General features: G+C 40.7%; 20 protein-coding genes. 14 read left to right on the top strand and 6 right to left on the bottom strand.

Features of this window, described 5'->3' with window-relative positions:
* The first annotated feature begins 613 nt into the window (after positions 1-613).
* The 6 genes from PAUR_RS22290 to PAUR_RS22315 all read left to right on the top strand — a co-directional run bounded on the left by PAUR_RS22290 (position 614) and on the right by PAUR_RS22315 (position 8,121).
* On the top strand, positions 614-1,876 hold the full coding sequence (locus PAUR_RS22290; RefSeq protein WP_192509912.1) for an efflux RND transporter periplasmic adaptor subunit: 1,263 nt from the start codon (positions 614-616) through the stop codon (positions 1,874-1,876).
* A gap of 267 nt (positions 1,877-2,143) precedes the next feature.
* On the top strand, positions 2,144-2,848 hold the full coding sequence (locus tag PAUR_RS22295) for an ABC transporter ATP-binding protein (protein WP_192509913.1): 705 nt from the start codon (positions 2,144-2,146) through the stop codon (positions 2,846-2,848).
* A 2-nt stretch (positions 2,849-2,850) separates the two neighbouring features.
* Positions 2,851-4,164, top strand: coding sequence for an ABC transporter permease (locus tag PAUR_RS22300; RefSeq protein WP_192509914.1), 1,314 nt, complete (start codon positions 2,851-2,853; stop codon positions 4,162-4,164).
* A gap of 9 nt (positions 4,165-4,173) precedes the next feature.
* Entirely contained in the window at positions 4,174-5,379 is a 1,206-nt protein-coding gene (locus PAUR_RS22305) for an ABC transporter permease (RefSeq protein WP_192509915.1), read from the top strand.
* 82 nt (positions 5,380-5,461) lie between these two features.
* The gene (locus PAUR_RS22310; RefSeq protein ID WP_192509916.1) at positions 5,462-6,802 is read left to right on the top strand and encodes a sigma-54-dependent transcriptional regulator; all 1,341 of its coding nucleotides are present in this window, start codon (positions 5,462-5,464) and stop codon (positions 6,800-6,802) included.
* A gap of 83 nt (positions 6,803-6,885) precedes the next feature.
* The gene (locus PAUR_RS22315) at positions 6,886-8,121 is read left to right on the top strand and encodes a sensor histidine kinase (RefSeq protein WP_225738551.1); all 1,236 of its coding nucleotides are present in this window, start codon (positions 6,886-6,888) and stop codon (positions 8,119-8,121) included.
* A 40-nt stretch (positions 8,122-8,161) separates the two neighbouring features.
* On the opposite strand, the gene PAUR_RS22320 is transcribed toward PAUR_RS22315, so the two are convergent.
* Entirely contained in the window at positions 8,162-8,800 is a 639-nt protein-coding gene (locus PAUR_RS22320) for a 2OG-Fe(II) oxygenase (RefSeq protein WP_192509918.1), read from the bottom strand.
* Positions 8,801-8,903: 103 nt separating this feature from the next.
* On the bottom strand, positions 8,904-9,374 hold the full coding sequence (locus tag PAUR_RS22325) for a low molecular weight protein-tyrosine-phosphatase (protein ID WP_192509919.1): 471 nt from the start codon (positions 9,372-9,374) through the stop codon (positions 8,904-8,906).
* Positions 9,375-9,685: 311 nt separating this feature from the next.
* Between PAUR_RS22325 and PAUR_RS22330 the strand changes: the two genes are divergently transcribed.
* Entirely contained in the window at positions 9,686-10,009 is a 324-nt protein-coding gene (locus PAUR_RS22330) for a hypothetical protein (RefSeq protein WP_192509920.1), read from the top strand.
* Positions 10,010-10,157: 148 nt separating this feature from the next.
* Here the strand turns inward: PAUR_RS22330 and hmpA are convergent, their stop codons facing one another.
* The 3 genes from hmpA to PAUR_RS22345 are packed head-to-tail and all read right to left on the bottom strand — an operon-like array spanning position 10,158 to position 12,774.
* Positions 10,158-11,312, bottom strand: coding sequence for an NO-inducible flavohemoprotein (gene hmpA / locus PAUR_RS22335; RefSeq protein ID WP_192509921.1), 1,155 nt, complete (start codon positions 11,310-11,312; stop codon positions 10,158-10,160).
* A 20-nt stretch (positions 11,313-11,332) separates the two neighbouring features.
* Positions 11,333-12,550, bottom strand: a complete 1,218-nt coding sequence (locus PAUR_RS22340; protein WP_192509922.1) for an NnrS family protein — start codon at positions 12,548-12,550, stop codon at positions 11,333-11,335.
* The gene (locus PAUR_RS22345; protein ID WP_192509923.1) at positions 12,550-12,774 is read right to left on the bottom strand and encodes a hypothetical protein; all 225 of its coding nucleotides are present in this window, start codon (positions 12,772-12,774) and stop codon (positions 12,550-12,552) included. Before PAUR_RS22345 ends, PAUR_RS22340 begins: the two co-directional genes overlap by 1 nt.
* Positions 12,775-12,934: 160 nt before the next feature.
* Here PAUR_RS22345 and norR point away from each other — a divergent pair, with 160 nt between their 5' ends.
* From norR to PAUR_RS22380, 7 genes are all read left to right on the top strand, one after another.
* Positions 12,935-14,497 (top strand): nitric oxide reductase transcriptional regulator NorR, encoded by a 1,563-nt coding sequence (gene norR / locus PAUR_RS22350; protein ID WP_192509924.1) that lies wholly within the window; start codon positions 12,935-12,937, stop codon positions 14,495-14,497.
* Between the two features lie 238 nt (positions 14,498-14,735).
* Positions 14,736-15,206, top strand: a complete 471-nt coding sequence (gene bfr / locus PAUR_RS22355) for a bacterioferritin (protein ID WP_192509925.1) — start codon at positions 14,736-14,738, stop codon at positions 15,204-15,206.
* Between the two features lie 3 nt (positions 15,207-15,209).
* Positions 15,210-15,695, top strand: coding sequence for a bacterioferritin (gene bfr / locus PAUR_RS22360; protein WP_192509926.1), 486 nt, complete (start codon positions 15,210-15,212; stop codon positions 15,693-15,695).
* A gap of 1,145 nt (positions 15,696-16,840) precedes the next feature.
* Entirely contained in the window at positions 16,841-17,416 is a 576-nt protein-coding gene (locus tag PAUR_RS22365; RefSeq protein WP_192509927.1) for a TetR/AcrR family transcriptional regulator, read from the top strand.
* Positions 17,417-17,425: 9 nt separating this feature from the next.
* Positions 17,426-18,280 carry an alpha/beta hydrolase gene (locus PAUR_RS22370; protein WP_192509928.1) on the top strand — a complete coding sequence of 285 codons (855 nt, stop codon included), beginning with the start codon at positions 17,426-17,428 and terminating at the stop codon, positions 18,278-18,280.
* A gap of 90 nt (positions 18,281-18,370) precedes the next feature.
* Entirely contained in the window at positions 18,371-19,612 is a 1,242-nt protein-coding gene (locus PAUR_RS22375; RefSeq protein WP_192509929.1) for an ABC transporter substrate-binding protein, read from the top strand.
* A gap of 8 nt (positions 19,613-19,620) precedes the next feature.
* A complete protein-coding gene (locus tag PAUR_RS22380; RefSeq protein ID WP_225738552.1) occupies positions 19,621-22,941 on the top strand; it encodes a PAS domain-containing hybrid sensor histidine kinase/response regulator in 3,321 nt (1,106 codons plus the stop codon).
* Positions 22,942-23,635: 694 nt separating this feature from the next.
* Here the strand turns inward: PAUR_RS22380 and PAUR_RS22385 are convergent.
* A complete protein-coding gene (locus PAUR_RS22385; RefSeq protein ID WP_192509930.1) occupies positions 23,636-25,291 on the bottom strand; it encodes an asparagine synthetase B family protein in 1,656 nt (551 codons plus the stop codon).
* Positions 25,292-25,302: the final 11 nt, after the last annotated feature.

The raw sequence follows: 25,302 nt of genomic DNA on the forward strand, positions 1-25,302 counted from the left end.
TTTCGGTTTTTGGTGATTTTTTAGCAACTTTGTTGATAGTGCGTTTCATTACTGTTCCTGTGATAGATGTATATTTGTCGTCTTTTTGAACAGGTGGATTCAGGTAGGGTGATTTTATTTTAAGTTAAAACAATAATTTAAAATTTAATTTTAAATGGCTTTCGATTGCTTCCTTGGTGGGGGCGGGATTGTTGTGAATTTTGATGACGTGGATACTCTATTCTTAATTTTAATAAATTAAATAAGTCATGAAAATAATTTGTATTGGGTTTAGTTCCCATTATTGCTGCATAATGCGCAATATTTGATCACTATCATTTAGATCACGTTTTACTGTGTTGAGTGAACAGGACTTAACAGTAGTAAAAGTGTCCATGCGGACACTTTGAACTGTCCGCGGACAATAAATACCACTCATTAAAATTAAAACTCCTTTATAATCAGGTGTTTATTTTTTGGCATGATATTCGGATAGTAAAAGGAAAGTCAGATTATTTAAAGAGTACAAGATGTTGTTAACGAGTGCGTTTCTAATTTCTCCAGTAATTATGTTTATTGCTGTTGCTTTGGTCACCCTATGTGAAGCAATGAGTACTGTTGTAAGGAGAAGAAAATGATAAAAGACACCAGTGGACAAGATAAGCCCGTTCAAGTGAGCAAATCATCACATGTTAAAAAAGGCTTATTGGGCGTTGCATTACTTTTGGGGATTGCAGTATCTGCCAATGCAGTGATTAATACCAGTAATGCACAGTTATCTTTAGCGAAAAGTAGCTTAAACATTGCGAAAGTGACTGTGGGTAATTTTGTCAGAGATGTTGCGGCAACGGGGTTTGTGGTTGCTGCGAATGCGCCACAAGCATATAGTCCAGAGCAAGGCTTTGTCACACTCAAAGTGAAAGCTGGAGACTCAGTTAAACTCGGGCAGACTCTGGCGTTAGTAGACAGCCCTGAATTGGAAAATATATTAAAACAACAACAATCAGAGTTACTCCGTCTTCATGGAGAGCTGTCACGTCGTGAATTAGAAGCCAGACGAGATACGCTAGCACTGAACAAGGCATTAGATTTGGCAAAAGTTGAATTAACGGCGGCCCAACGCGAAAATAGACGTGCACAACTGTCTATTAAGCAAAGCCTTATTAGCCAAATTGATTTGGAACAAGCACAAGATGAGTTAGCAAGAGCTGAACTTACCTTTCATCATGCAGTTAAAGAAGCGGAGATCACAAAAGACACTTTGGCGTTTGAATTAGAGTCAGCAAAAAATACCGTAGCACAACAGCAGCTCGCGGTGGATGAGTTAATTCGTAAAGTTAATAACTTAGATGTGAAAGCAAGTGTTGCAGGTATTGTGGGCAACTTGTTAGTACAACCTAAATCAGCCGTATCAAAAAACCAAGCATTAATGACGTTAGTAGATTTAAGTGCCTTTGAGGCGCAGTTGCAAGTACCCGAAAGCTATGCAAATGAATTAGGCCTCGGTATGGATGTAGCGTTGAAAATTGGCGGTAAAGATGTGATGGGCAAATTGTCAGCTATTTCTCCTGAGGTTAACGATCGGGAGGTCACTACTCGCGTTCGTTTTTCTCAAGAACACATCAGCAATATTCGGCAGAACCAACGGTTATCAGCAAGGATCATATTGGAAAATAAAGAAGACGTATTGATGATCCGTAGAGGCGCATTTTTAGATGCTGGAGGTCATGTTGCTTATAAAGTCGAAGGTGATACTGCAAAACGTATGTCAATTAACACCGGCGCGACGAGTATCCGCAGCGTAGAAGTACTCGATGGTTTGCGTTTAGGCGATGAAGTGATTGTGTCAAATTATGCCCAGTTTAAAAAAGCAAATACGGTGTTGCTACGAGAGTAACTCTACTTAACCTCAGGTTTGGATAAGGGTTTTGGAATAGAAAATGTTTTATAAACAAACTTACGTACAACCCAATGATGATATTTTGTTCAGTATCAAGGCGCTTTTATGCAGTAATAGCGAGCTATTACAAATAAAAGCAACGCCGAGAGTGAGAAAAATAGCTTTATAGGGCAAATTCGCTTATCCAGAACTGAGGTTACTTAGCAACCCTGTTTTAAATCAAATATTCAAATTGTAGAACAATAAAAATTATTAGGAACAAACATGTTAAATATGAATGGTATAAGCAAAGTGTATCAAACAGAAATGGTGCAAACTCATGCCTTGCGAGACTTTGATTTGCAAGTTAATGAAGGGGAATTTATTGCAGTAACGGGGCCTTCAGGCTCAGGTAAAACGACCTTTTTAAATATTGCCGGTGTACTGGAGCCGTTTACACAAGGCCAGTATTTACTTGATGGTGTAGATATTGGCAAGCTAAATGACAATCAACGTGCTGATATTAGGAACCAAAAAATAGGTTATATTTTTCAGGGGTTTAATTTAATACCAGACTTAAACTTGTATGAAAATGTTGAAGTGCCATTACGTTATAGAGGCATTAAAGCTGCCGAGAGAAAGCGTCGAATTGAATCGAGTTTAGAGCAAGTAGGTTTAGCGAGCAGAGCGAAACATTTACCGCAGCAGCTATCAGGCGGTCAGCAGCAAAGAGTAGCTATAGCTCGCGCATTAGCGGGTAAACCACGTTTTTTATTGGCAGATGAACCAACCGGTAACCTAGACAGTTTAATGGCTCGGCAAGTAATGGAACTCCTAGAACAAATTAACCGCGATGGGGCGACCATCGTCATGGTAACACATGATCCGGAGCTTGCTCGTCGAGCGCCAAGGAATATTCAAGTTGTTGATGGTCAAATCGCGGATTTTTCTCTTTATCAGGGAAATCCAGCAGCAGTTGTTGGAGCGTAATTATGTTTTTTCATTATGTTGATTTAAGTTGGCGAAGTTTGAAGCGTACACCGATGGTGAGTTTACTGATGGTGATAGCCATAGCTGTGGGAATTGGCATCACGATGACGAGCCTCTCGGTTTACCACATGATGTCAGCAGATCCGATCCCGAGCAAAAGTACACAATTACATCACGTTCAATTACAAACGATGGATGACGGTCGCGATTGGTGGTCGGATGATAATATGCCTTATCAAGTTACTTATCCGGATGCGATAAATTTATTAAATGCAGACTTACCCTATCGTCGAACCGCAATGATTGCAGCAGGGTTTGCGGTACATGTGGATGATAGCGATATGAAACCCTTTCTAGAGCGAGCACGGGTCGCCAATGCAGATCTTTTTTCCATGTTTAATTTGGAATTTATTTACGGAAGTGCCTGGACGCGAAACGATGAAGACTCGCAAGCATCGGTGGTGGTTATTTCACAAAGTTTGAATGACACACTGTTTCAAGGTGAAAATTCGGTTGGTAAAACAATCAACTTGGATGGTATGACGGTACGTATTGTGGGTGTTATTAAGGATTGGCCAACCTACGTCAAGTATTATGACCTGAATAACGGGGCATTTCGGGACCCTGAGCACATATTTTTACCATTTAGCTTAATTGCACCAAATGAAATCATTACTTGGGGGAATAGTAATGGTTGGAAAGCGGAGAATGTCAGAGGCTTTCAAGATAAACTCAAATCAGAACAGTTTTGGGTACAGTTTTGGGTTGATTTACCTACAGACGAAGATGAGTTGGCATATGGGCAATTTTTAATGTCGTATATGGCCGAGCAGCAGAAACTAGGTCGGTTTGCCCGGAAAGAGTTGGATTTTGCATTACGTGACGTTAAGCAAATGATGGTGTATCGCGAAGTGGTTAATGAAGATAATAAAATATTGGTGATGCTGAGCTTTATGTTTTTAGCTGTTTGTCTTGCCAATATACTCGGACTGCTGCTGGCGAAGTTTTTACGACGCGCACCTGAAGTTGGTGTAAGGCGTGCACTTGGGGCAAGTAAGACACAGGTATTTATTCAGCATTTAGTGGAGGTAGGGTTACTTGGTGTAATAGGAGGAATACTCGGTATTTTCATTGCACAAGCTGGCTTATGGGGAATGCGAAAAAGCAATGATGCGTACACGGTGATTGCAGATATGGATTTAACTATGTTGCTTTCAGCCCCAGCCATTGCTGTAAGTGTCTGTATTTTAGCTGGCCTTTACCCGGCATGGTTAGTATGTCGAACCACACCAGCCACTTACCTTAAAAGTCAATAAGGACCCATTATGTTTGAATTTAGACCCATTATTAACGCATTGCTGCGTGCTAAGTCTGGTGCGATCTTATTACTAATGCAGATTGCGATTACCACCGCCATTGTTAGCAATGCCGCCTTTATTATTAACGATCGTATTGCGTACTTAGAGCAAGAAACTGGATTACCTGAACAAGATCTTTTTCAATTTAATATGATGATTTTTGGGAAAAATATTGATTTAGCAAAACAGATTGAAGTTGATGAAAGCTTGTTGCGCAGCATACCAGGCGTGATTGATGCAGTGTACATTAATGCAGTACCACTGTCGGGCGGTGGTTCAGGGGGGAGCTATAATTTACTGCCCTCAAACGAAAAATCTCCGTCGATAAATGCCTCCTATTTTAGAGCTGATAGCCATGTGTTAAATACACTCGGGGTGGAACTGGTCGCTGGACGAGATTTAAATGAATCAGATGTAATGGTCACCTCTGATGTAAGTGAATTGCCTAAAGTCGCTTTAGTAACCCAAGCAATGCATGACGAAATGTTTCCACAAGGGAGCGGTCTTGGTAAAACCATTTATCGTCGAGATAATGCGATAAAAATTGTAGGCATTATTAAACTTTTAAAAGGGCCGTGGTTACAAGATGAAAGAAGAGACCGTTCACTTATTTTTCCACAAGTTCGACCAAGCAGTTTTCAAAAGTTTTTGATTAGAACAGAGCCCAATGAAAGAGCTGCAGTGATGCGCCGAATTGAAGATGTTTTACTTGCGGAGTATCCTGATAGAGTCATTGACGTGATCAAAGGCTTAGATCAATTAAAGGCGGAATATGTGGCCGAGGATACTCTGATGGTTCGCATGTTAATGGTGCTTATAACGGTGTTAGTTTTGATAACAGCGTTAGGGATCTTTGGTTTAACCCTATTTAATATCAATAAACGATTAAAGCAGATAGGGACTCGACGCGCACTTGGCGCAAGAAAATCCGCGATAATACGGTATTTCTTAGTAGAAAACACATTAATATGCTCTGTGGGAGTTGTATTGGGGAGTGCGGGTGCGCTGTGGATGGGGGCGAAGTTAATGGCGTTATTTTCATTACCCTCGTTATCAGTGTCTTACGTTATTGTAACGGGCGCATTCGTTATTTTGATGAGTTTATTTGCTGTCATTGGGCCAGCCAAACGCGCAGCAGATATATCCCCTAGCATTGCCACGAGAAGTATATAATTATTCTTTATTTATTAGTTGTTTAGCATAATTAACCAACATGTTACACTGCATCAGCGGTGTAACATAAAAGAAGAAAAAGATGGATAAAATACTGATTGTGGATGATAACCAAGCGGTGCTTGATGCATTGTCTTTATTACTTGAAATTCATGGATATGATGTTGTGACAGCCGTATCGCCTTTTGATGCAGAGCAAATAATTCGATACCAAAAAGTATCGCTTGTAATGCAAGATATGAATTTTACCGCGGATACTACATCTGGCGAAGAGGGCATTGCACTGTTTAATGTGCTAAGACGTTTAAACCCAACATTACCCATTATTTTGATGACGGCTTGGACCGAGTTGGAAACGGCCATAGAGCTGGTCAAATTAGGCGCAGCTGATTACATTGCGAAACCTTGGGATGACACCAAGCTGCTGACCAGTATTACTAACCTAATCGCTTTGGGTAAAGCCAATGCACAGAATCAGACCCATGAACGACAGAAAAACGAACGCAGGCTTCCTAGAGCGCAGGCAAACCTTGTGGGCTTGGTCTATGCGAGTACAGCAATGGAGCGAGTGGTTGATATGTCGTTACAGTTGGCAAAATCCGATGTGTCGGTATTGATCACTGGACCAAACGGCAGTGGTAAAGAGCGTATTGCGGAAATCATTCAAGCCAACTCAACCGTGGCAAACAAGCCATTTATTAAAGTCAATGCGGGGGCACTACCGCAAGAGCTGATAGAAGCCGAGTTATTTGGTGCAGAAGCAGGTGCCTATACAGGCGCAAACAAAAAGCGCATTGGTCGATTTGAAGCGGCAGATGGTGGCACACTCTTTCTAGATGAAATAGGGAACTTACCTTTATCAGGGCAAATAAAGTTATTGCGGGTGTTACAAACGGGTGAGTTTGAACGATTGGGATCAACCGTCACTCAAAAGGTGTCTGTGCGGGTTGTCTCTGCTACCAATGCAAATTTGCACAATGATATTCAAGCTGGGCGATTTCGAGAAGATTTATATTACCGCTTAAATGTGATTGAACTTAATCTTCCACCATTAAACGCCCGTCAAGACGATGTTATTCCGCTTATTCGTCATTTTCTGCCAAGGAGAGAGATAAGTTATCATGCAGAACAAGCACTTATTGCACATAACTGGCCAGGTAATGTGAGGGAGCTTGAGAATGCCTGTAAGCGCGTAAGTGTATTAAAGCCACAGGGCATACTTGAAATCGAAGACTTTGGATTATCAGAGTCTTTGAATATAGAGTCAAACCAAGCACCAACACCAAAGCTTGAGCCGAGTAAGCAGGAGATTGAAGCTGCAATGCATTCACATCAAGGGGTGATCGCCAAAGTTGCTCGCCAGTTTGGATTAACACGTCAGGCGCTATATCGTCGTTTACAAAAATTTGAGATTGACTATTGATGCACGCATTAAATAAGTGGACTCCAAGGTCATTGAAAGGGCGGTTTATTGCTGCATCTAGCGCGGTGGTTTTATGCGTTTGTATGCCAATTTTGACGTGGCAATTTAGTAACTGGCAATGGGTTGTGGCAGCGACTATTGGCATATTACTACTGACTAATGTGTTGTGCCGATGTTTTTTGTCGGCACTACTGGAGCCAATTAAAGCTCTTGAAGTGGGGTTACTGAATTTTAAAGATGGTGAGTTTTCTCACTCATTGGCTTACGCTGAGCATGATGAATTAGGGCGGTTGTGTACGCTATATAATGAAACAGCTCTGCAATTGCGACAGGAAAAACAATGGATCTATCAGCGAGAATTAATGCTAGATAAAGTATTACAAAGTTCTCCGCAGGCACTACTTTTAGTCGACAGCAATGACACGGTTGTATTTAGTAATTATAGTGCAAGGGCATTGTGTAAAAGCAGTGCAGCATTAGAAGGTATGAAAATTGATGTGTTAATGCAAGAGACTTCTGATGAATTTTTTGAGGTATTACAGGCTGGACGTGAAGGGCTCTTTAGTATTCAAGTTGATAAAGATGAAACACAAACTTGGCACTTAGCAACTGGGCAATTTTTACTTAATAATCAAAACCATAAACTGTACTTGTTTAAGCAATTAACCCGAGAGTTAAGTCGTCAAGAAGTGGCTGTATGGAAGAAAGTGATACGTATTATTAGTCATGAGCTGAATAACTCATTGGGACCAATGTCATCTATGTTACACAGTGCAAAACTGCTAACTGACCACGTTGATGACAAGCGACTTGAGCGGGTATTTTCTACTATTGAAGAACGTATTCATCACTTAACTGAATTCGTGCAGGGCTATGGTAAGTTTGCTAAATTACCACCACCAAAATATAGTCAAATAAATTGGACTTCTTTATTAGCAGGTCTTCATCAGCAATGGCAATTTAACGGACCAAACATTTTACCTACACAGCCGTTTTTGGCTGATCAAGTACAATTAGAACAGTTGCTGATTAATTTAATCAAAAATGCTCATGAATCAGGCTCTAAACCTGAACAAGTCACAATGCATATTACTCAAAGTATGCAAGGTGTTACTCTCTGTGTTCAAGATCAAGGCAAAGGAATGAGTGAGACTGTTATGGCAAACGCGTTGATCCCGTTTTACTCAACGAAGTCGACTGGAAGTGGCTTAGGGCTGGCACTATGTCGTGAAATTGTAGAGGCACATCATGGTCAACTTAGTTTGCATAATCATGAAGAAGGTGGTTTGAAAGTAAAAATATTTATACCACATGAGTGAGCTAAGTGATACGTCAGTACCACTGAGCTTTATCAACATACTACCTCGGTGGGTCTATTTGTCCATTGACAGAACTGTTTACTCTAAACCACCCTGCAATTGAATATCGTGGGCGTGTGGCTGGAAGCACCTCATGCGGATATTCATCACTTAAAAAAGTGACTAATGTACCAAACTGTGGCGTGATTTTTTGCTGTAGAATACTGTGATCGTGGGCGTCAAAAATAGCCAGTTCACCACCGTAATCGGCTTGCCAGTTTTGATTTAAATATAACACAGTAGAGAGTACGCGATTGGTATTGCCTTGAAAGGCATCGAGGTGTTTTTTATAAAAAGCACCGGGTTCATAATGAGCAAAATGACATTCATAGCTGAATAACCCCATAAAAAGCCGGCGATTCAGATGGTTTTTCAGTTCGTCCATATACATCAAAAACGTATTTTCTAACGCATGACCGCTGTCAAGCCAATGAATTTTATCGCTGCGTATTTCGGTGTTTTGAGTGTGTTCCGTTTGTCGGCCAATGCCCGCGGCTGAAAAATCACTGCCTGAGAATAATGACAACCGTTGTACTAATGCTTGTAAGGCAGGTTCGGTTTTATCTATGGTTTGAACACTTAAACCCGTGACTCGTAAATCTTGGGCGATACGATCAAATAGTTCGTCAGTTGTATGCAAGAAGACCTCGGCTTGGGCTGTGCTGAATAATATTCAGGGGTTTTACCATATTGCGATTACGTACGCGACTTGAAAGTGTCAAAATAAGCAAAAATGAAGGTATTTACTGATCTAGATCTGCCATTATATGTTGTGCCGCATTTTCAATGAGGTCAAGCACAACTTCAAAGCCATCACCTTCACCATAGTATGGATCTGGGATTTCATCGTAGCGCGAATCACCATAACTTAGAAAAAGCTTTAATTTATGTTGATATTGTGCGGGACACATAGCGGATAGATCAGTGAGGTTTGCTTTGTCCGCGGCCAATATCAAGTCAAAGTCAGCAAAGTCTTTTGAATTAATTTGGCGTGCACGCATATTACCAAAGTCATATCCTCTTCGCTCACCCGAAGCGCGACTTCTTTTATCGGGTGGATTGCCTTGATGGTAGGCAATGGTACCTGCTGAGTCGACGATAATATTAAGCTTGGTATTAAGTGCCAATTTCCGTAATACCGCTTCACCGGTAGGGGAGCGACAAATATTGCCCATACAAACGATGAGTATTTTTGCGCAATCATATTTTTTCATCTGGATGTAAATTACAACTTTGATATTATTTAAAAGTACACGAATGAGCGTAATTCGCAATAGCCATAAGTGATGTATTTAATTTTGGAATATATAAAAAGCAAATAATCTTATTGGTTATTATAGTCTTTTAATTGATGAACAGCTTGAACTTATGTTAGATAATAAATTTCCATATTGCTTTGATAATTTATGTAGAGTGCGTGTAATACAGAGAAAAAGGGCAACTTAAGTTCAATTTCTAAGTAATAGTAATATAAGGGGAAGTTGGCCATATTTTTAAGTATTAGAGTTAATGAACTGGAGAGTAAATGAGAAACACCTTAGTAATGATAATAGTGAGTATCTTCTCATTCAATATTTATGCGACTACTTATAGTAATCAAGAGCTTAGGATAATTCGTAGTCCTGATGAACGCCCGTGTATGCTGTTTCAGCTTAAAACGGTATCAAATGCGGGAGGATCGGGAAATCCATGGTTTGCGCTTAAGCAAAGTCATATCGGCTATAACGATATAGTCTCTATGCTATTGGCGGCCAAAATCAGTAACACAAAGGTCCATGTATCAACGAATGATAGACAAGTAACGCAATGTGGCGGTCATGTTGAAGTGACGGTGGTAAGTTTGCCATAAAAAGCAATTACACTGCTGAAATAAGAGACAGCTATATGTCAGTATTTTAAAAGTACTAAAAAGATGTATTTTTTAAACGTAAAGCAACCCGTTCAAACGGAGTTGCTTTACGGTGTTTATTGCAACAGTATATGCTGTCGTAGTGAAGTTATAATGACTCGTGCGGCCCAAATACTTCATATAGTATTCGCTCAGGAGCCACATTGAGTGCGAGCAATTGTTGTTTCATCGCAGCCATAAACGGTGTGGGTCCGCATAGGTAAAATTCACCAGATTCTGTGGGGAGTGACAGCTGCGCTAAATTTATTCGCCCTTGATGATGACCTTCGCCTTGTTCGTACCAAATATCGGCATTTATTTCTATGCGGTCGGTTGTTAATGTGTCGACACGTTTTGCAAAGCTATGTTCTGCTTGATTAATACAGGCGTGAACAAAGTGTGTTTGCGGTGGTTGTGTCAAAGTGGCTATTGATTCAAGCATTGCCATCATTGGCGTAATGCCAACACCTGCACTGATCAGTACTTTGGGCGACATATTACTCTGAAGCATAAAATCTCCAGCTGGTGGGCTGAGCTCGACTTCATCGCCTGCTTTTAAGCTATGCATGTGGTTAGACACTAACCCTTGTTGCTTCACGCTGATCCGGTATCCATTAGGTTGCTTTTCACCTGATAAAGAGTACTGGCGTATTTGTACATTTTGGCATTCTACTGGTTTAACATGTACCCCAATGTACTGTCCAGGTTGAAAGTCGACAACGGCTTTGTTATCTGCACTGCGTAAGTAAAAACTTTTAACTTTGGCAGACTCTTGCACAATGCGATCAACAATAAATGTTCGAGTGTTGCGCCATCCGCCGAGTTTTTCCTCAGTGGTTTTATAAATTCCTTCTTCTTGTGTGATAAACACATCTGCCAACAAAGCGTAGGCTTCACGCCAAGCTTGTTCTATATCTGGGGTAAATTCATTAGGCGCGAGCTCTTTGAGTGTTTCAATAAGATGCAGCCCAACAATGTCATAATGATGCGGCAAAATATTTAAACTCGCATGTTTATGATTAATACGTTCAACGGCTGCTGCTAGTACCGGCAAGTTATCAATATGAGTTGCATACGCTGCGAGGGCGTTAAATAGCGCAAAATGTTGTTTACCACTTTGCTGGTTGCTCATGTTAAAGATATCTTTTAGCTCAGGGTTATGTGTAAACATCCGATCGTAAAAATGGGCGGTTACAGCGGTACCTGCTTGAGAGAGCAGAGGGATAGTACTTTTAACAAGTGCAATTGTGTTGCTTGATAGCATTAAATTCTCCAATGAATAAATTAACCACGACGTCCGTCTACACGTTTGTGTGTTAAGACTTTAAAATAAGAAATACTGAATACAGCAAATGCAGCGCTCCATAATATTGCGCTGGCGATCCACGCTGGGTGTGGGCCTATGAGTTGAGGTAAGAAAGCGCGGATCACCGCGCCTAGGGCCAATAAGGCAAAAGCGATGGACATAAATTTATTTGGCGTCAAAGCCCGTCCGGTATGGCCAAGTGACACGCGTGCAATCATCGCTAAAATAGTTAACCCGATTCCGCCTAATGTTATGAGGTGCAGCGCATCAGTGAATATGATTGTTGGTGTAAAAAAACTAACCCCACACAGCAGCAGTCCACATGCGGCAAATAAATAACCCAGTTGTAATGACCATAAAAGAGGAACGTGGACGATGCCTTTGTGAAACCATAAAGCACTTCGCGTCAAATGTAATACAGAAGCTAAAACAATAAGGTAGCCAGGATTTATTGGTACGCTAAAGAGTTGGTTTACGGCAAATCCGCCGATCCCAAAAGTACTAATAATGAGTAGTAGTTTGTCAAGTAGAGGTGTACGTATTTGCTGCTCAAGTTTAAGTCCACGAGCAGTAAAAAATGGGATCACGCGCCCACCGACGACGCCAATCAGTAACATAAACCCCAACACGGCAAGTTGACTAAACGTACGCGCAATCATGAATTCACCTTGCGCGCTGACAATCAGAAATAAAATATTAAATGTACACAAACCGCTTAATATTGCGATGAATGCGTAGTTATTCTTCGATTTTGCGCTGATCAGCATATGGCTTAGATATACAATTGAGTATAACCAAAAGGCCAATTGACCTAGGATCACCACAGGCAACAAATGCGGTGAAACAAAAAAAGTGATACGAGTTATACACCATATGAGTAGTAATGTTATGAGTCGAGGCCCAGACATACTGGGCACATTGGTCCATGTTTGTGCTGCAGTAAGTAAGAAACTCACGGCAATGGCACCAGCAAATGCAAAGATCATTTCATGGGCGTGCCAAAGACTGGCGGGGAGGCTGGTTTGCCACTGTAATTGCCCAGTCAGTAACAACGCCCAGAGTATAATGGCCAGTGCACCCCAGATACTGGCGAATAAGAAGAAAGCCCTGAATGGCATCATGAATAACGGCCATTGGGACACTTGATACCATTTGTATTGTTCTAGTACAGGTTCTGCTAGGTTGATTGGCCTCATTAACGTACCTCCATGCCGAGCTGATATTGGCACACACAGCGCAATACATAGCTAATTTTAAATAAGCCGGCTAATACAATATTGCTTATGTGGCTGGCAATTTGTGTTGTTAATGTAAAGTGCTCAGCAAGCGGGTAGCTCACGACAATACTTGCGATAAAGCAAAGTCCAAAGGTTAGCAATGCAGCATTGGAATAGTCTAAATGTTGTTGTGATATGAGCATGCGGTTCACCTGAGTTTATCTATGTTGTTTTAGTTATTGCACGCGCTGTGCCAATAAAAAACATGATATAATTCAGTGTATTAATGTTTTTACGTTTGTAAATAGAGTCGAATTGACTTATATTGTATGAGTCTTTAAATAACGAATAGGTCATATTGACATGGATCAAAGAAGCCTTTCACAATTACTCACGCTTAGCTCTTTGTTAACAAAGGCATTACCTAAAAAAACCGAGCAAAACTTAAATCAATTTTATAGTGCTGTAGTGCAAGCAATTAAAACGTGTGTGAGCGCTGATGCCGTTGCTTTACTATTGCATCAACAAGGTGCGTTAGTCCCCGCCGCAATAGATGGTTTGACGCGAGATACGTTTGGTCGACGCTTCAATATTGAAGATCACCCTCGACTGTTGGCAATATCCAGTAGCACAACCCCTATTATTTTTAATGAGCATAGTGAATTACCAGATCCATACGATGGTTTGTTGTTAGCGCAAGAAGGTGATATTCCAGTGCATGCCTGTATGGGGATCCCGTTGTATCACCAACATACACTACAAGGTGTTTTGACATTAGATAGCCTGACTCCAGGCATGTTTAAGCAATACCCCATGCCTTTTTTGCAGCATATTAACGATATTTTGGCGGAGCATTTGAATGTCGCTTTGTATCACGAGCAGTTATTACGCAAAGCCCAACATGGCGATGCGTTAGTGTCTGAATTAAACCAAGCAGCACACGATATGGTTGGTAATAGCACGCTGATGCAATCGTTGAAAAGTGATATTGAACTGGTGGCAAGTTCAGATTTTACGGTGTTGGTATTAGGCGAGACCGGTACAGGTAAAGAGCTGGTTGCGAGAAACATTCATGGTGCGTCACGTCGCTCAAACCAAGTTTTTGTACAAGTAAATTGTGCCTCACTACCAGAAAGCCTTGCTGAAAGTGAGTTTTTCGGACACCGCAAAGGCGCTTTTACAGGCGCAGACAAACACCGAGATGGTAAATTTTTATTGGCAGATGGCGGGACTTTATTTTTAGATGAAATAGGGGAGCTCCCTTTGAATATTCAAAGTAAGCTATTACGCGTGTTGCAAAGTGGTGAAATTCAACCCGTGGGTGCCGATAACACGCAGCATGTTGATGTTCGCATTGTCGCTGCGACCAATCGGGATCTTAAAGCTGAAGTTCAAGCTGGGCGCTTTCGGGCTGACTTGTACCATAGGTTAAGTGTATACCCTTTGCAGGTGCCGCCGCTTCGAGCCAGACAAGATGATATTCCGTTATTGGCTGGTTTTTTTATAGAGCAGGTTCGAAAGAAGTTAGGCATTGGTCAATTGACCTTAAGTCACACATTAAGCCAGTCGTTAAGTGAGTATGATTGGCCCGGTAATATTCGCGAGCTTGAACATGTAATAAGCCGCAGCGCACTCAAAGCGAAGCAGGCGCAATGGCAACAAGATATTGTACGAATTGAGTTGATACATAGTGAGTTGAGCCAAAGTGAGCAGCAGGATAAACCCGTAAAAACCGCTGTTGTTGAGGTTGATTCGGCCCTGCCTTTTAAAGAAGCGGTCGATAATTTTCAAAAATCACACATTATTGCTGCACTCAAAGCGCATAAGCTTAATTGGGCTGCAACAGCTCGTGCGCTTCAGATGGACAGAGCCAATCTCGTTCGGTTAGCGAAACGGCTTGGGATAAAAATGATAAAGAATTTATAACTTATTGAATAATGATGATTAAAAATATTGATTATTGATATAAATACCGATGGTAAATATTACGAAAAAGGTATTAGTATTGCAACTCGAATTAGCAATGAAAATAAGTCTCAATAATGTTATAAGTTGTTTATTTTAAAAGAGTATATTAAAAAAATTATTAGTTTTAAATTATCTTGATTCGTACATATTTTGGACTAGGGTTAGAGGGCAAGTAACTTTTAACTTAGGGGGCCCTATGCAGGGTAACAAAAAAGTCCTTTTAGTATTGAATCAAATGTTGACGTTTGAACTTACTTCAATCAATCAATATTTTCTTCATGCACGTATGTATAAAAACTGGGGTCTCGAAGAACTGAACGAAAAAGCCTATAAAAAATCAATAAAAGACATGAAACAGGCTGATGAACTGATTGAGCGGATCTTGTTTTTAGAAGGGCTGCCTAATTTACAACATTTAGAAAAGCTACGCATTGGCGAACACACTGAAGAAATGCTGGCGTGTGATATGGCTTTTGAGTTAGAGCAGGTACCCGCCCTCAAAGATGCCATTGCTTTATGCGAAGCCGAGCAAGACTTTGTGAGTCGAGATATTTTGGAAGACTTACTAGAGTACGAAGAAGAGTACGTTGATTGGTTAGAAACACAGCAGTTCTTGATCAAAAATACTGGTATTGAAAACTATTTACAGTCGCAAATTGAGGAGTAACGTATGCAAGGCAGTAAAAAAATTATTGATTTACTAAATAAGCAGCTGACCTTAGAGTTAACCTCAATGGATCAGTATTTAGCCCATTCAAAAATTTATGAAGATTGGGGGCTTGAAAAGCTAGGACAAAAGTTGGCACACGAGTTTGACGAAGAGTTGGACCATGCCAAAGCGATAATTGAGCGCATTTTGTTTTTAGAGGGGAAACCAGACACCGCATCACGTGAGGCAATTCATGTTGGTGATAACGTGAAACAAATGCTAGAAAATGATCTCGCGGCTGAAATGACCGTGGCGGCAAGCTTAGTGAACATTATTACGGAGTGTGAAAAAGAGAAAGATTACGTAACACGAGAAATATTGGAAACCTTGTTAGATGATACTGAAACTGACCATATTTATTGGTTAGAGCAGCACCTTAGACTGATTAAGCTGATTGGTTTACCGAATTATATTCAAAGTCAAATGGAGGGTGGCCCCGCCACATAGGGGTTGCTTTTTAAGGCTGCGCTTGCAGCCTTATTTTTTGTGCGGATATATTTAAAATTGACGCTAATTAACTACAGCACTGCAATACGTAGAGCTTAAATGTATCGTGTTTAAATAAACTAAAGTGGCTTAATAACTGTAAATCATTCGTAGTAAATAATTTAAGAGCCTGAATTGCACACGGAGCGAGAAGTACAGATTACGCTTAACATAGAAATGCGACTATAAAAGTGTTTTGGATAAAAGCGCATTTATTGCAACGTCTCCATTATAAAAAATTCATTATAAAGCATTGATTAAAATGCATTTATTGCAAGCTATTCATCAAATGCTTTGTATCTAAAATGATGCTTTACGCATAGATAATAAAGGCGAGCAAGTGCCAAATAAAGACCTGATATTATGTTTTACCGGATTTTTAAGAAAGTGTTTTTAAACCACTAAAAGTAAACGCTTAAGCGCGGGTAACAGATAACTCATCCCGAACGATAATTAACCTCAGGTTTGGATAAGGGTTTTGGAATAGAAGATGTTTTGAAAACAAACTTACGTACAATCCAATGATGTTATTTTGTTCAATATCAAGGCGCTTTTATGCAGTAATAGCGGGCTATTACAAATGAAAGCAACGCCGAGAGTGAGAAAAATAGCTTTATTGGGCAAATTCGCTTATCCAGAGCTGAGGTTAATTACACCCCAAATCTCGCGATGGTGGGCATTTTGCTGATTTTACACACTTTACGCAGGGGTAAGGTAAGCCCCACAGCCAATCTGAGGCATGAGTTCTTTCTCTAAAAGCACAGTCGAGTTAGTTAAGTGTTTGAGCGCTTTTTATGCAATTTTAGTCACCTGTATATTGCCTTTGTTATGTTACTTATCAGGAGCTTAAATTATGTCTGCTTTTGTATCGAGTGTATTGAACTCAATCAATTCTCTATCGGGTCATGTTAGTGGAATAACCGCTATTAATTCGAGAGATATTGCTACTTTTAGGTATTACTGAGCGCACTTTCTTAGCTTCATATGTTGTTCATTGCATCGTAAAACTGTGTACGCGGCAGGTGTTATTTAGATACCGAATGCATTGCTATTATATTTTTTTTGGTTATTATAAAAACGAACGTTCGTACTTTTTTGAGGTTTGAGTGGGTAAAGGTAAGCAAACAAAACAGCAGATCTTGGCAACCGCATTGAATGTGGCGACAGCCACTAGCCTGAATGATTTGACTATTGGGGGGTTGGCGACGATCACGGGGCTGTCAAAATCAGGCCTGTTTGGGCATTTTAACTCAAAGGAAAATTTGCAATTGGAGGTGTTGGAATATGCTCAGAGTATATTCACCGACGCCGTGATCCAGCCAACAGTAAACATGAACTCAGCAATGGAGAAACTTTTGACGACCGTTGAATGTTGGCTGAACTGGTACCGGTCGCAAGGGAGTAGCTGCATTTTTGTATCTACTTCAGTTGAATTTGATGACCAGCCGGGCGCTATTCAAGATTTAGTCAAAAAGCGTTTGCAACAATGGCTAGAGTACCTGACTCAATTGGCGCAAACCGCAGCGAATGAAGGGCAAATGAAAGGCGATGCACGGCAATTTGTGTTTGAACTTTATTCATTATATTTAGGGTCTCAACAGATGGTGTGGGTCGGATTTGAAGATGAACAACATACTCGATTTAAGTGTGCTTTGAGCGCGCTTATTCAACGGTATCAATAAGAGAGTGTTATGAGCAGTAAGATATATTTTTCAGACAAAAGTGACGCTAAAAGTGTGCGCTTTTACGCTATGCAAATACTGTCAAAGTCCATGCACAGTGTCATGCCGCGTACAGCACAAAAGTACGCTAAAAAGTTATTAATGACGCCGGTACGTCATAATGTCAAACAAACGGTACCTGCGCGGTTTAAATCAGATGTGTTGGCGAGTAAGTTAGGCCCCATTCATGTTATTAGTGTCGGAGAAGGGCCTGTGGTGTTATTTACACATGGCTGGTCAGGCAGTGCGAGTCAATTTTATGCGTTGATGGATCATGTGGTTGCTTTGGGCTTTAAAGTGGTGGCATTCGATCATTATGCCCATGGCCAAAGTGGTGGCGCCCAAGCAAACCTTCCCAAGTTCATTTTTGCATTAAATGCGGTGTTGGAAATGATAGCTCAACCAGTTAAAGCGATTATTAGTCACTCTATGGGCGGTATTGCGGCACTTAATTCAAATTGGCAGATTGAGCAGCATATTTTGATTGCGCCCCCGTTTGACTTTTATACAGGGTTTAGAGATAGGATCCTTTCTATCGGAATTGTTGAATCGTTATTCATTGATGTACTGGCGTCGATTGAAAACGAGCATGATATGAAGTTTAGTGATTTGTTGCCTGAGCAACAGCTTATAAATCACAGTAAAATCACAATTATTCACGATATTGAAGACAAATTTGCGCGTCATGATCTAGCTTATGAGCAAGCACAGCAACATGCGCATATTGATATATATTCAACACAGGGTTTAGGTCATGGGCGAATTTTGAATTCACAACAAGTTTGGGGGCATGTTGGTGAATGTTTAATGAGCCAGAAGAGTTAGGTACGAATTTTATTTGCTAACTAACTCCACAATCTCTGTTATTTACGCTATTTTTAAGTATTGAAAAACAATGCTAAATACGGACTATAAATGACAAAACTTATAATGAGGCTAATAGGTTTAGCACTGTGTTTTAGTACTGCGTGTTTTGCCGCTAATGAAGATAAGATTTTAAAAATTTATCACGACTCAGATTATTCAAATCACCACGCTTCTGCGCAAGCGATGAAAATGGGCTTTATGACGGCACTGGCCCAAGTCGACAATACGGTGCAAGGTTTTAAAATTGAGTTTGTTGAAAAAGATCATCGTGGTAACAGCAATCGCAGTTTGCTGCATATGCGTCAATTTCTAAAAGATCCTCAGGCATTTATCATACTTGGGGGGCTGCACTCTCCCCCTTATATTAAAAACCGTAATTATATTAATGAAAATAACATTCTACTGTTGGTACCGTGGGCAGCAGGTGGGCCCATTACGCGGTATCCAAGTGATAACAATTGGGTTTTTAGAGTATCAATTGATGACACTAAAGCCGGGTATAAAATTGCTAATTATGCCGTTGATAGTTTGAATTGCAGCAATCCACATATGTTGTTAGAAAGCACCCCGTGGGGCCAGTCGAATGAGAAAACGATCCGAGCTGCGTTAAAGAAAACGACAATTAAGCAAGCTGATGTAAACGTCACCTGGTTTAATTGGAATACACAGCTCAATCGCAGCAAAATAATATTAAGAGATATTATAAATTCAAAGGCTGACTGTATTTTGTTCGTAGGCAATGCAATAGAAGGAAAGTATTTTGTGAAGGCGATGGGAAGTCTACCCAATAACTTAAGACTACCCATCATCAGTCACTGGGGCATTACTGGGGGAAATTTCTATGCATCAGTCAAAGATGAGTTACAAAAGAACCTAGCCCTTAATTTTATACAAAGTTGCTTTTCGCTAAAGCATCGACCACTAACAGAAGAGGGACGTCGTGCAATACTTGCTGGGCAAGCGCTGTTTCCTGACAAATTGGCGGATCCAGATAGACTCGCTGCACCAGCAGGCTTTGTTCATAGTTATGACATGGGTAAAATACTTATTGCAGCGCTGCAACAAACCCCGCTAACAGGTAATTTAACTCAAGACCGAAAACGACTAAAAGACTCACTTGAGAATTTGAAAAAGCCGGTAGTGGGTTTACTGAAAACTTACACACGACCCTTTGGTGAATGGAGTACAACTAACCCAGATGCGCATGAAGCATTGGGACTTGAGGACATTTGTATGGCCAGTTTTGATGAGTTTGGTGGGATCAACGTACTACCTAACCGCACCGAGTGATGAAAAATATGCGTAAAGAAATACAAGAAAAGCTCAGTCTTACGTCAGATAAAGCTTTTTATGCATTTTTAGGAGCAAGCTTATTTATATCCCTGATTGTTAGTATTTTATTAGTGGGAAGTCGTGCTGACGATACGGTACGAGTACTACAACAGCAATCAAGTAAAGTGGAAGCCCAACTTGCTGCGAGCTATTTGAGACAGTTTTTAGAGACTCGACAACAGATTTTACAAGATTTGGCTCGTCATCCTATTTTAACAAATGGGGTGATGGGCAGTGAACTATCGAAAGCATCGGTCTCTGACTTTCTCGATGGATATAAAATATTAGGGCAGAAAGAACCAATACGGCTGGTCAATATTCTTGGAGACATAGTATATAGTAATGCGCCATTGAGACCAGCAATAGAAACGCAGAATGAGTGGTTAACGCGTATATTAGATGGTGAATTGAGTCATGCAATAGTGCTTAATAAGGTACACCAAGATTACTTTTTTAAAGTGTTGGTACCCGTCCAGTATAATGGCTTCACGGAAGGGGCATTATTGGTTGAATTTAAAACCAGCTTACATGAGTTATTGGCGGTTGCGTTAGATAGCCGCGCTCATGCTATTAGCATTGAAGGGCAATGGGTTTCGTTTACCAATGTAGACGCTGAGTATGAGTATGTTAGTACGGGTGTGCAAAAAATTGGCTCAACAGGCATAAAATTTGAGTATCTAACGCATGTCAATTTACTGGATGATAAAGTATGGGGTTTCATGCTCGATATTGGTTGGGCAATTGTCATTAGCTTAGTATTGTCATCGGGTTTGCTACTGATTTTTGGTAAACAGTTGTTGTTAAATCCATTTAAGCAATTGGAGCTATCTCAACAAGCAACCATCGCCAGTGAAGAAAGGTACAAATTAGCTGTGCAAGGTAGTCACGATGGGTTGTGGGATTGGAATATTGTGACTGGTGAAGTGTATTACGCACCGCGTTATAGAGAGTTACTGGGCTATGAAGGAGATGACTTTGATGGCTTTCCAAATTTATTCTCAAGCTTAGAAACACATTTGCACCCGACAGATAAAGATCGAGTCATTGAGCAACTCAATAAACACATTGAACATGGTGACCCATACGATGTGGGTTATCAATTGCGTCATGCGACTGGCGAATATCGCTATTATCGTGCCAAAGGGATTGCACTGAGAGATGGCAATGGACGTGCAACTCGAATGGCCGGTTCGTTGACGGACATAACCGAGCAAAGGCTATTTCAAGAGGCTCTTAAAAAAGCCAAAGAGCATAATGATTTGTTAGCTCAGGCGATTGAGTCATGCAATGTGGGTATTTCAATATCGAACGCTAGAACGGATGATCACCCTCTAGTTTTTATTAATAGTGCTTTTACTCGAATTACAGGTTATGACAAACGAGTATTGGGAAGTAATTGTCGATTTTTACAAGGCAAAGAAACGCAAGAAGACACCATTGCTGAAATTAGAAAAACACTACGACAGCGTAAAAAACATCGTGTTGAAATATTAAATTATAAAGCGGATGGTACGCCTTTTTGGAACAATTTACAGATATCACCTGTGTTTGATGAAACGGATACATTGACTGCTTTTGTTGGTATTCAACAAGACATCACTGAACGGATTGAATCTCAACAAGCGCTCATCGAAGCAAAAGCGATGGCTGAAAATGCCAGCATCGCTAAAAGCGAATTTTTAGCGTCTATGAGCCATGAAATAAGAACCCCTATGAATGGGGTGTTAGGCATGCTGAATTTATTACTCAACAGCGATTTAACTGATGAACAGCACCACAGGGCACGTGTTGCTATGAGTAGTGCAAACTCTCTATTGACCCTGATTAATGATATTCTAGATTTTTCAAAGGTGGATGCAGGTAAGCTTGAATTAGAGTACTTAGACTTTGATTTACGTGGCATGCTCGGTGAGTTTGCGGAAGCAGCTGCAATTCAAGCGCATGATAAGCAATTAGAACTTGTGCTAAACATGACCAGCATAAATGAATCGGTGGTTAAAGGCGACCCAGGCCGGTTAAGGCAAATATTGACTAATTTAGTAAGTAATGCCATTAAGTTTACCAGTGAAGGTGAAGTGGTTATTGAATCGAGTTTGTCTGAAGCCGATGAAACGCATTGGCTATTAAACTGTGTCATTCGAGATACGGGGATTGGTATTTCGAACGTTCAGCAAAGTAAGTTGTTTAAGTCGTTCTCGCAAGTGGATGCCTCGACGACTCGTAAATATGGTGGTACCGGGCTGGGGTTAGCGATTGTCAAAAAGCTATGTGAATTGATGCATGGCGATGTGGCGGTTACCAGTGATGTCGGTCGAGGTAGCCAGTTTAGTTTTCATATCAAACTACAAAAAAGCGCGGGCTCATTGCAGGTAATTCCAAGCGTTGACACCACTAAGTTGCATTTACTTATTGTTGATGACAATGATACTAACCGTGAAGTGCTAAGAGGCCAGTTGGAACATTGGGGCGCACAAGTTTCAGAGGCGCCTTCGGGGGTGCAAGCTTTGGCGATATGTGAAGCGTATTATGCAGAGCACAATACGTGTTTTGACATTGCTTTTTTAGATATGCAAATGCCGAATATGGATGGCGCGCAACTAGGAAAGGCATTAGTTGCTAATACACGCTTTAAGAATATGAAGTTGGTTATGATGACCTCGATGGGTCATCAAGGTGATGCGCGGTTTTTTGCTGAATTGGGCTTTGCGGGATATTTCCCTAAGCCAGCGACAACATCAGATTTATTCGATGCTTTGGCCATTGTGGCTGAAAATGGTGAGGCACTGGCTAAGGCTGAACCTTTAGTCACTTCGCACTATATTAAAACGCTTAAGAATAAAGTGGGTCCTGACATTGAAAATGTACAATGGTGTCAATCGATTAGAATATTGTTAGCTGAAGATAATCAGGTAAATCAGATTGTCGCAATCAGCATGTTTAAAAAGCTTGGGTTATTATTTATTGATGTTGCTGCAAATGGTAAAGAAGTGATCTCTTACTTAAAACAGGCCCAACACTCAAAGCCTTACAATGTTATTTTTATGGATTGTCAGATGCCGGAAATGGATGGGTATGAAGCAACCAAAGCCATTAGGGCCGGAAAAGGCGGGGCGTTATACACAGATATTCCGATTATTGCGATGACGGCTAATGCTATGGTAGGAGACAGAAATAAGTGTTTGGAGGCGGGAATGGATGACTATGTTGCGAAGCCTATTGTGCCTGAAGTACTGTACGAAAAAATGCTCACATGGTTACCACACTCGCTAGAGAGTGATAAAGAATAATGTTCTTGAGTACAATTTAAGTATGTTTTATTGCCATTTCATTGACCAATCTGCGTGTATCTAGCGTTTAAATGATGCCATCATTTAGGTCTGATTTTTGGCTGCGTAAGCAGAATAAAATAGAAGTCGGTGGTGATAGAGCATTAAAGGATATGCATTGGTAGACTCAGGGAATAGGAGAAAGTTTAACGTGTATTATACATGTGGCCTTTTTTGATTAACCTCAGCTCTGGATAAGCGAATTTGCCCAATAAAGCTATTTTTCTCACTCTCGGCGTTGCTTTCATTTGTAATAGCCCGCTATTACCACATAAAAGCGCCTTGATATTGAACAAAATATCATCATTGGCTTGTACGTAAGTTTGCTTTCAAAACATTTTTATGCCAAAACCCTTATCCAAACCTGAGGTTAATTAATCAGGCAATTCATAATGAGGCCAATAAGTTAAACCCTACAGTATCCGGCTTTACCATATGGCAAGCTTTTCAAGATAGCGTCAATAAAGGAAACGCTACCTCTAGTCGCACATTTCTTGCGGCCGTAAAGCCTTTTGTTTCCTCTGAGTTCTTTACGCAATTGCAACGGATAATTCTACCCCAAAACACATGTGCAGCGATGGATATTGAGCAATTGATTAAGATGAGCCAGCAATAGAGCGGTATGTTATTACTGGCATAGGGCATGGATGTTTGATCACCATCGAGTGAAATGCATCACGGCGCTCAAATGGGAAGAAGCATCTTTAATTCGCAATATGTGCAGCAGACATAAAGCCGTCAACTGCTTTTTCTTAATGAATGGTTGGTTGTCATTTTTGAGTACTGATAACCAATGTCCTATGATCCCCCTAAAGTTAAGTCTTGGAAGGTGTTGTGTGTCTTTGGGCGTAGTGGCAACTTCTGCATACTCATGCTCTTGATATGCGGTCCACGGGAATCGACAGACTTGCGGGTAAGCATAGTTTACCCATGTATGATAAAAAGCGTGGTTACGTACTTTCTCAACTGGCAATGCTAAAGCACTTTGAATGATTTTATGTGAATAGAAAGGGCAAAAATACTCGACTCGATATTGGTCTACGTTCTCAAAAATGGTTTCTAAATGGTGATGTTGCTCGTTCAGCAAGAGAAACAGCTGCACCGCCTTATCTAACCCTAGAGATTGGTACTGACCAATGGCCTGGCAGAGGTTATAGATGAGCGCTCGTTGAAGTTCATCTGCATGATTAATAACCGACTTAGGAAGATAACCTTGTTGTTGTTCTAAGAATTTGTGTACCAGACACAGTAAATCACTCGATTTAGCTGCTTGGTATACTTCATCGGTGTAGTTGGTTAAGCCAAGTGAGCTGTTGCCACCATGACCGACCCAGGCGAGGGTTGGCCTAGATACACCTCTGAGAAATTTAGGGTGACTATCGTTTAAATCACCTAAAATTGCTTCTAGAGAATTTAATTGGTGATATTCTGGGTTTACGGCAGTCAATATAATGTCATTTTCCTGAGTAAATTCAAATAACTGCTTTTTTATTTGGGCGGGTTTTCGAGTGAGATGAACGGCTTTGATTTTTTTACTTATTCGCGAAAGTTGCGTATTTAGCACTCTGCTATCAAGTCCATTTGATAGGGTGCTGAGTACAGTTGAGTCTGTTTTACTTGCTTTAGCGACGACAGATTTAAAGGCTTGATCCAACTCTGTAACAGCATCACCTAAATCTAATTTTTGTTTGGCTAATGCCAGCCAGTCGAGGTAATTCTCACATGTGTACCCACTTTTATCGAACACTAACAACTCAGCGGGTGTAGCTCTGCGAACTTCGTTATACGGGGTATGATCAAGTAACGTGTACCCAAGCGTGGCTAATTCACATAGTGCTGCGTAATTACGTGTTAATGTCACCCCTAATCCTTTAAATAAGTTAAGTTGTGTCGAAAACAATAGGCCAGTACCAATATGCATATAATAAAATGGGCGGATAGCGAGGGGGTCGGTTGCTAGCACCAACTTTTCGTGTTCGGTGTTGTATTGGGCGTAATTGAAAATACCATCACTGCTAAGCAGCGTTTCTGTTAACTTCTCAAAATTACCCGCAAGCGTTGCAAGGTCGTTGCTGCGGTCACTGGTAATAAGTGGGTGGCCGATAAGCGTTGCAACTTGCAAATCATTGTGCAACCACGCAGGCTGTTTGTAAGCGTCAAAGTCGTATTGGAGTATGACACCGCGATTGCAAGTAAAGCGATTCACATCACTACTCGGATATGATTCAAAATATCGTATTAACTTGTTTATTATGCATTTTTTGTCAGCATGAGCCGTATCAAAAGAAAAATAACCTGCTAGAATTGCCATATTTGTTTGCT

It is taken from the genome of Pseudoalteromonas aurantia 208 (genome assembly GCF_014858725.1).
Taxonomy (GTDB): Bacteria; Pseudomonadota; Gammaproteobacteria; order Enterobacterales; family Alteromonadaceae; genus Pseudoalteromonas; species Pseudoalteromonas aurantia.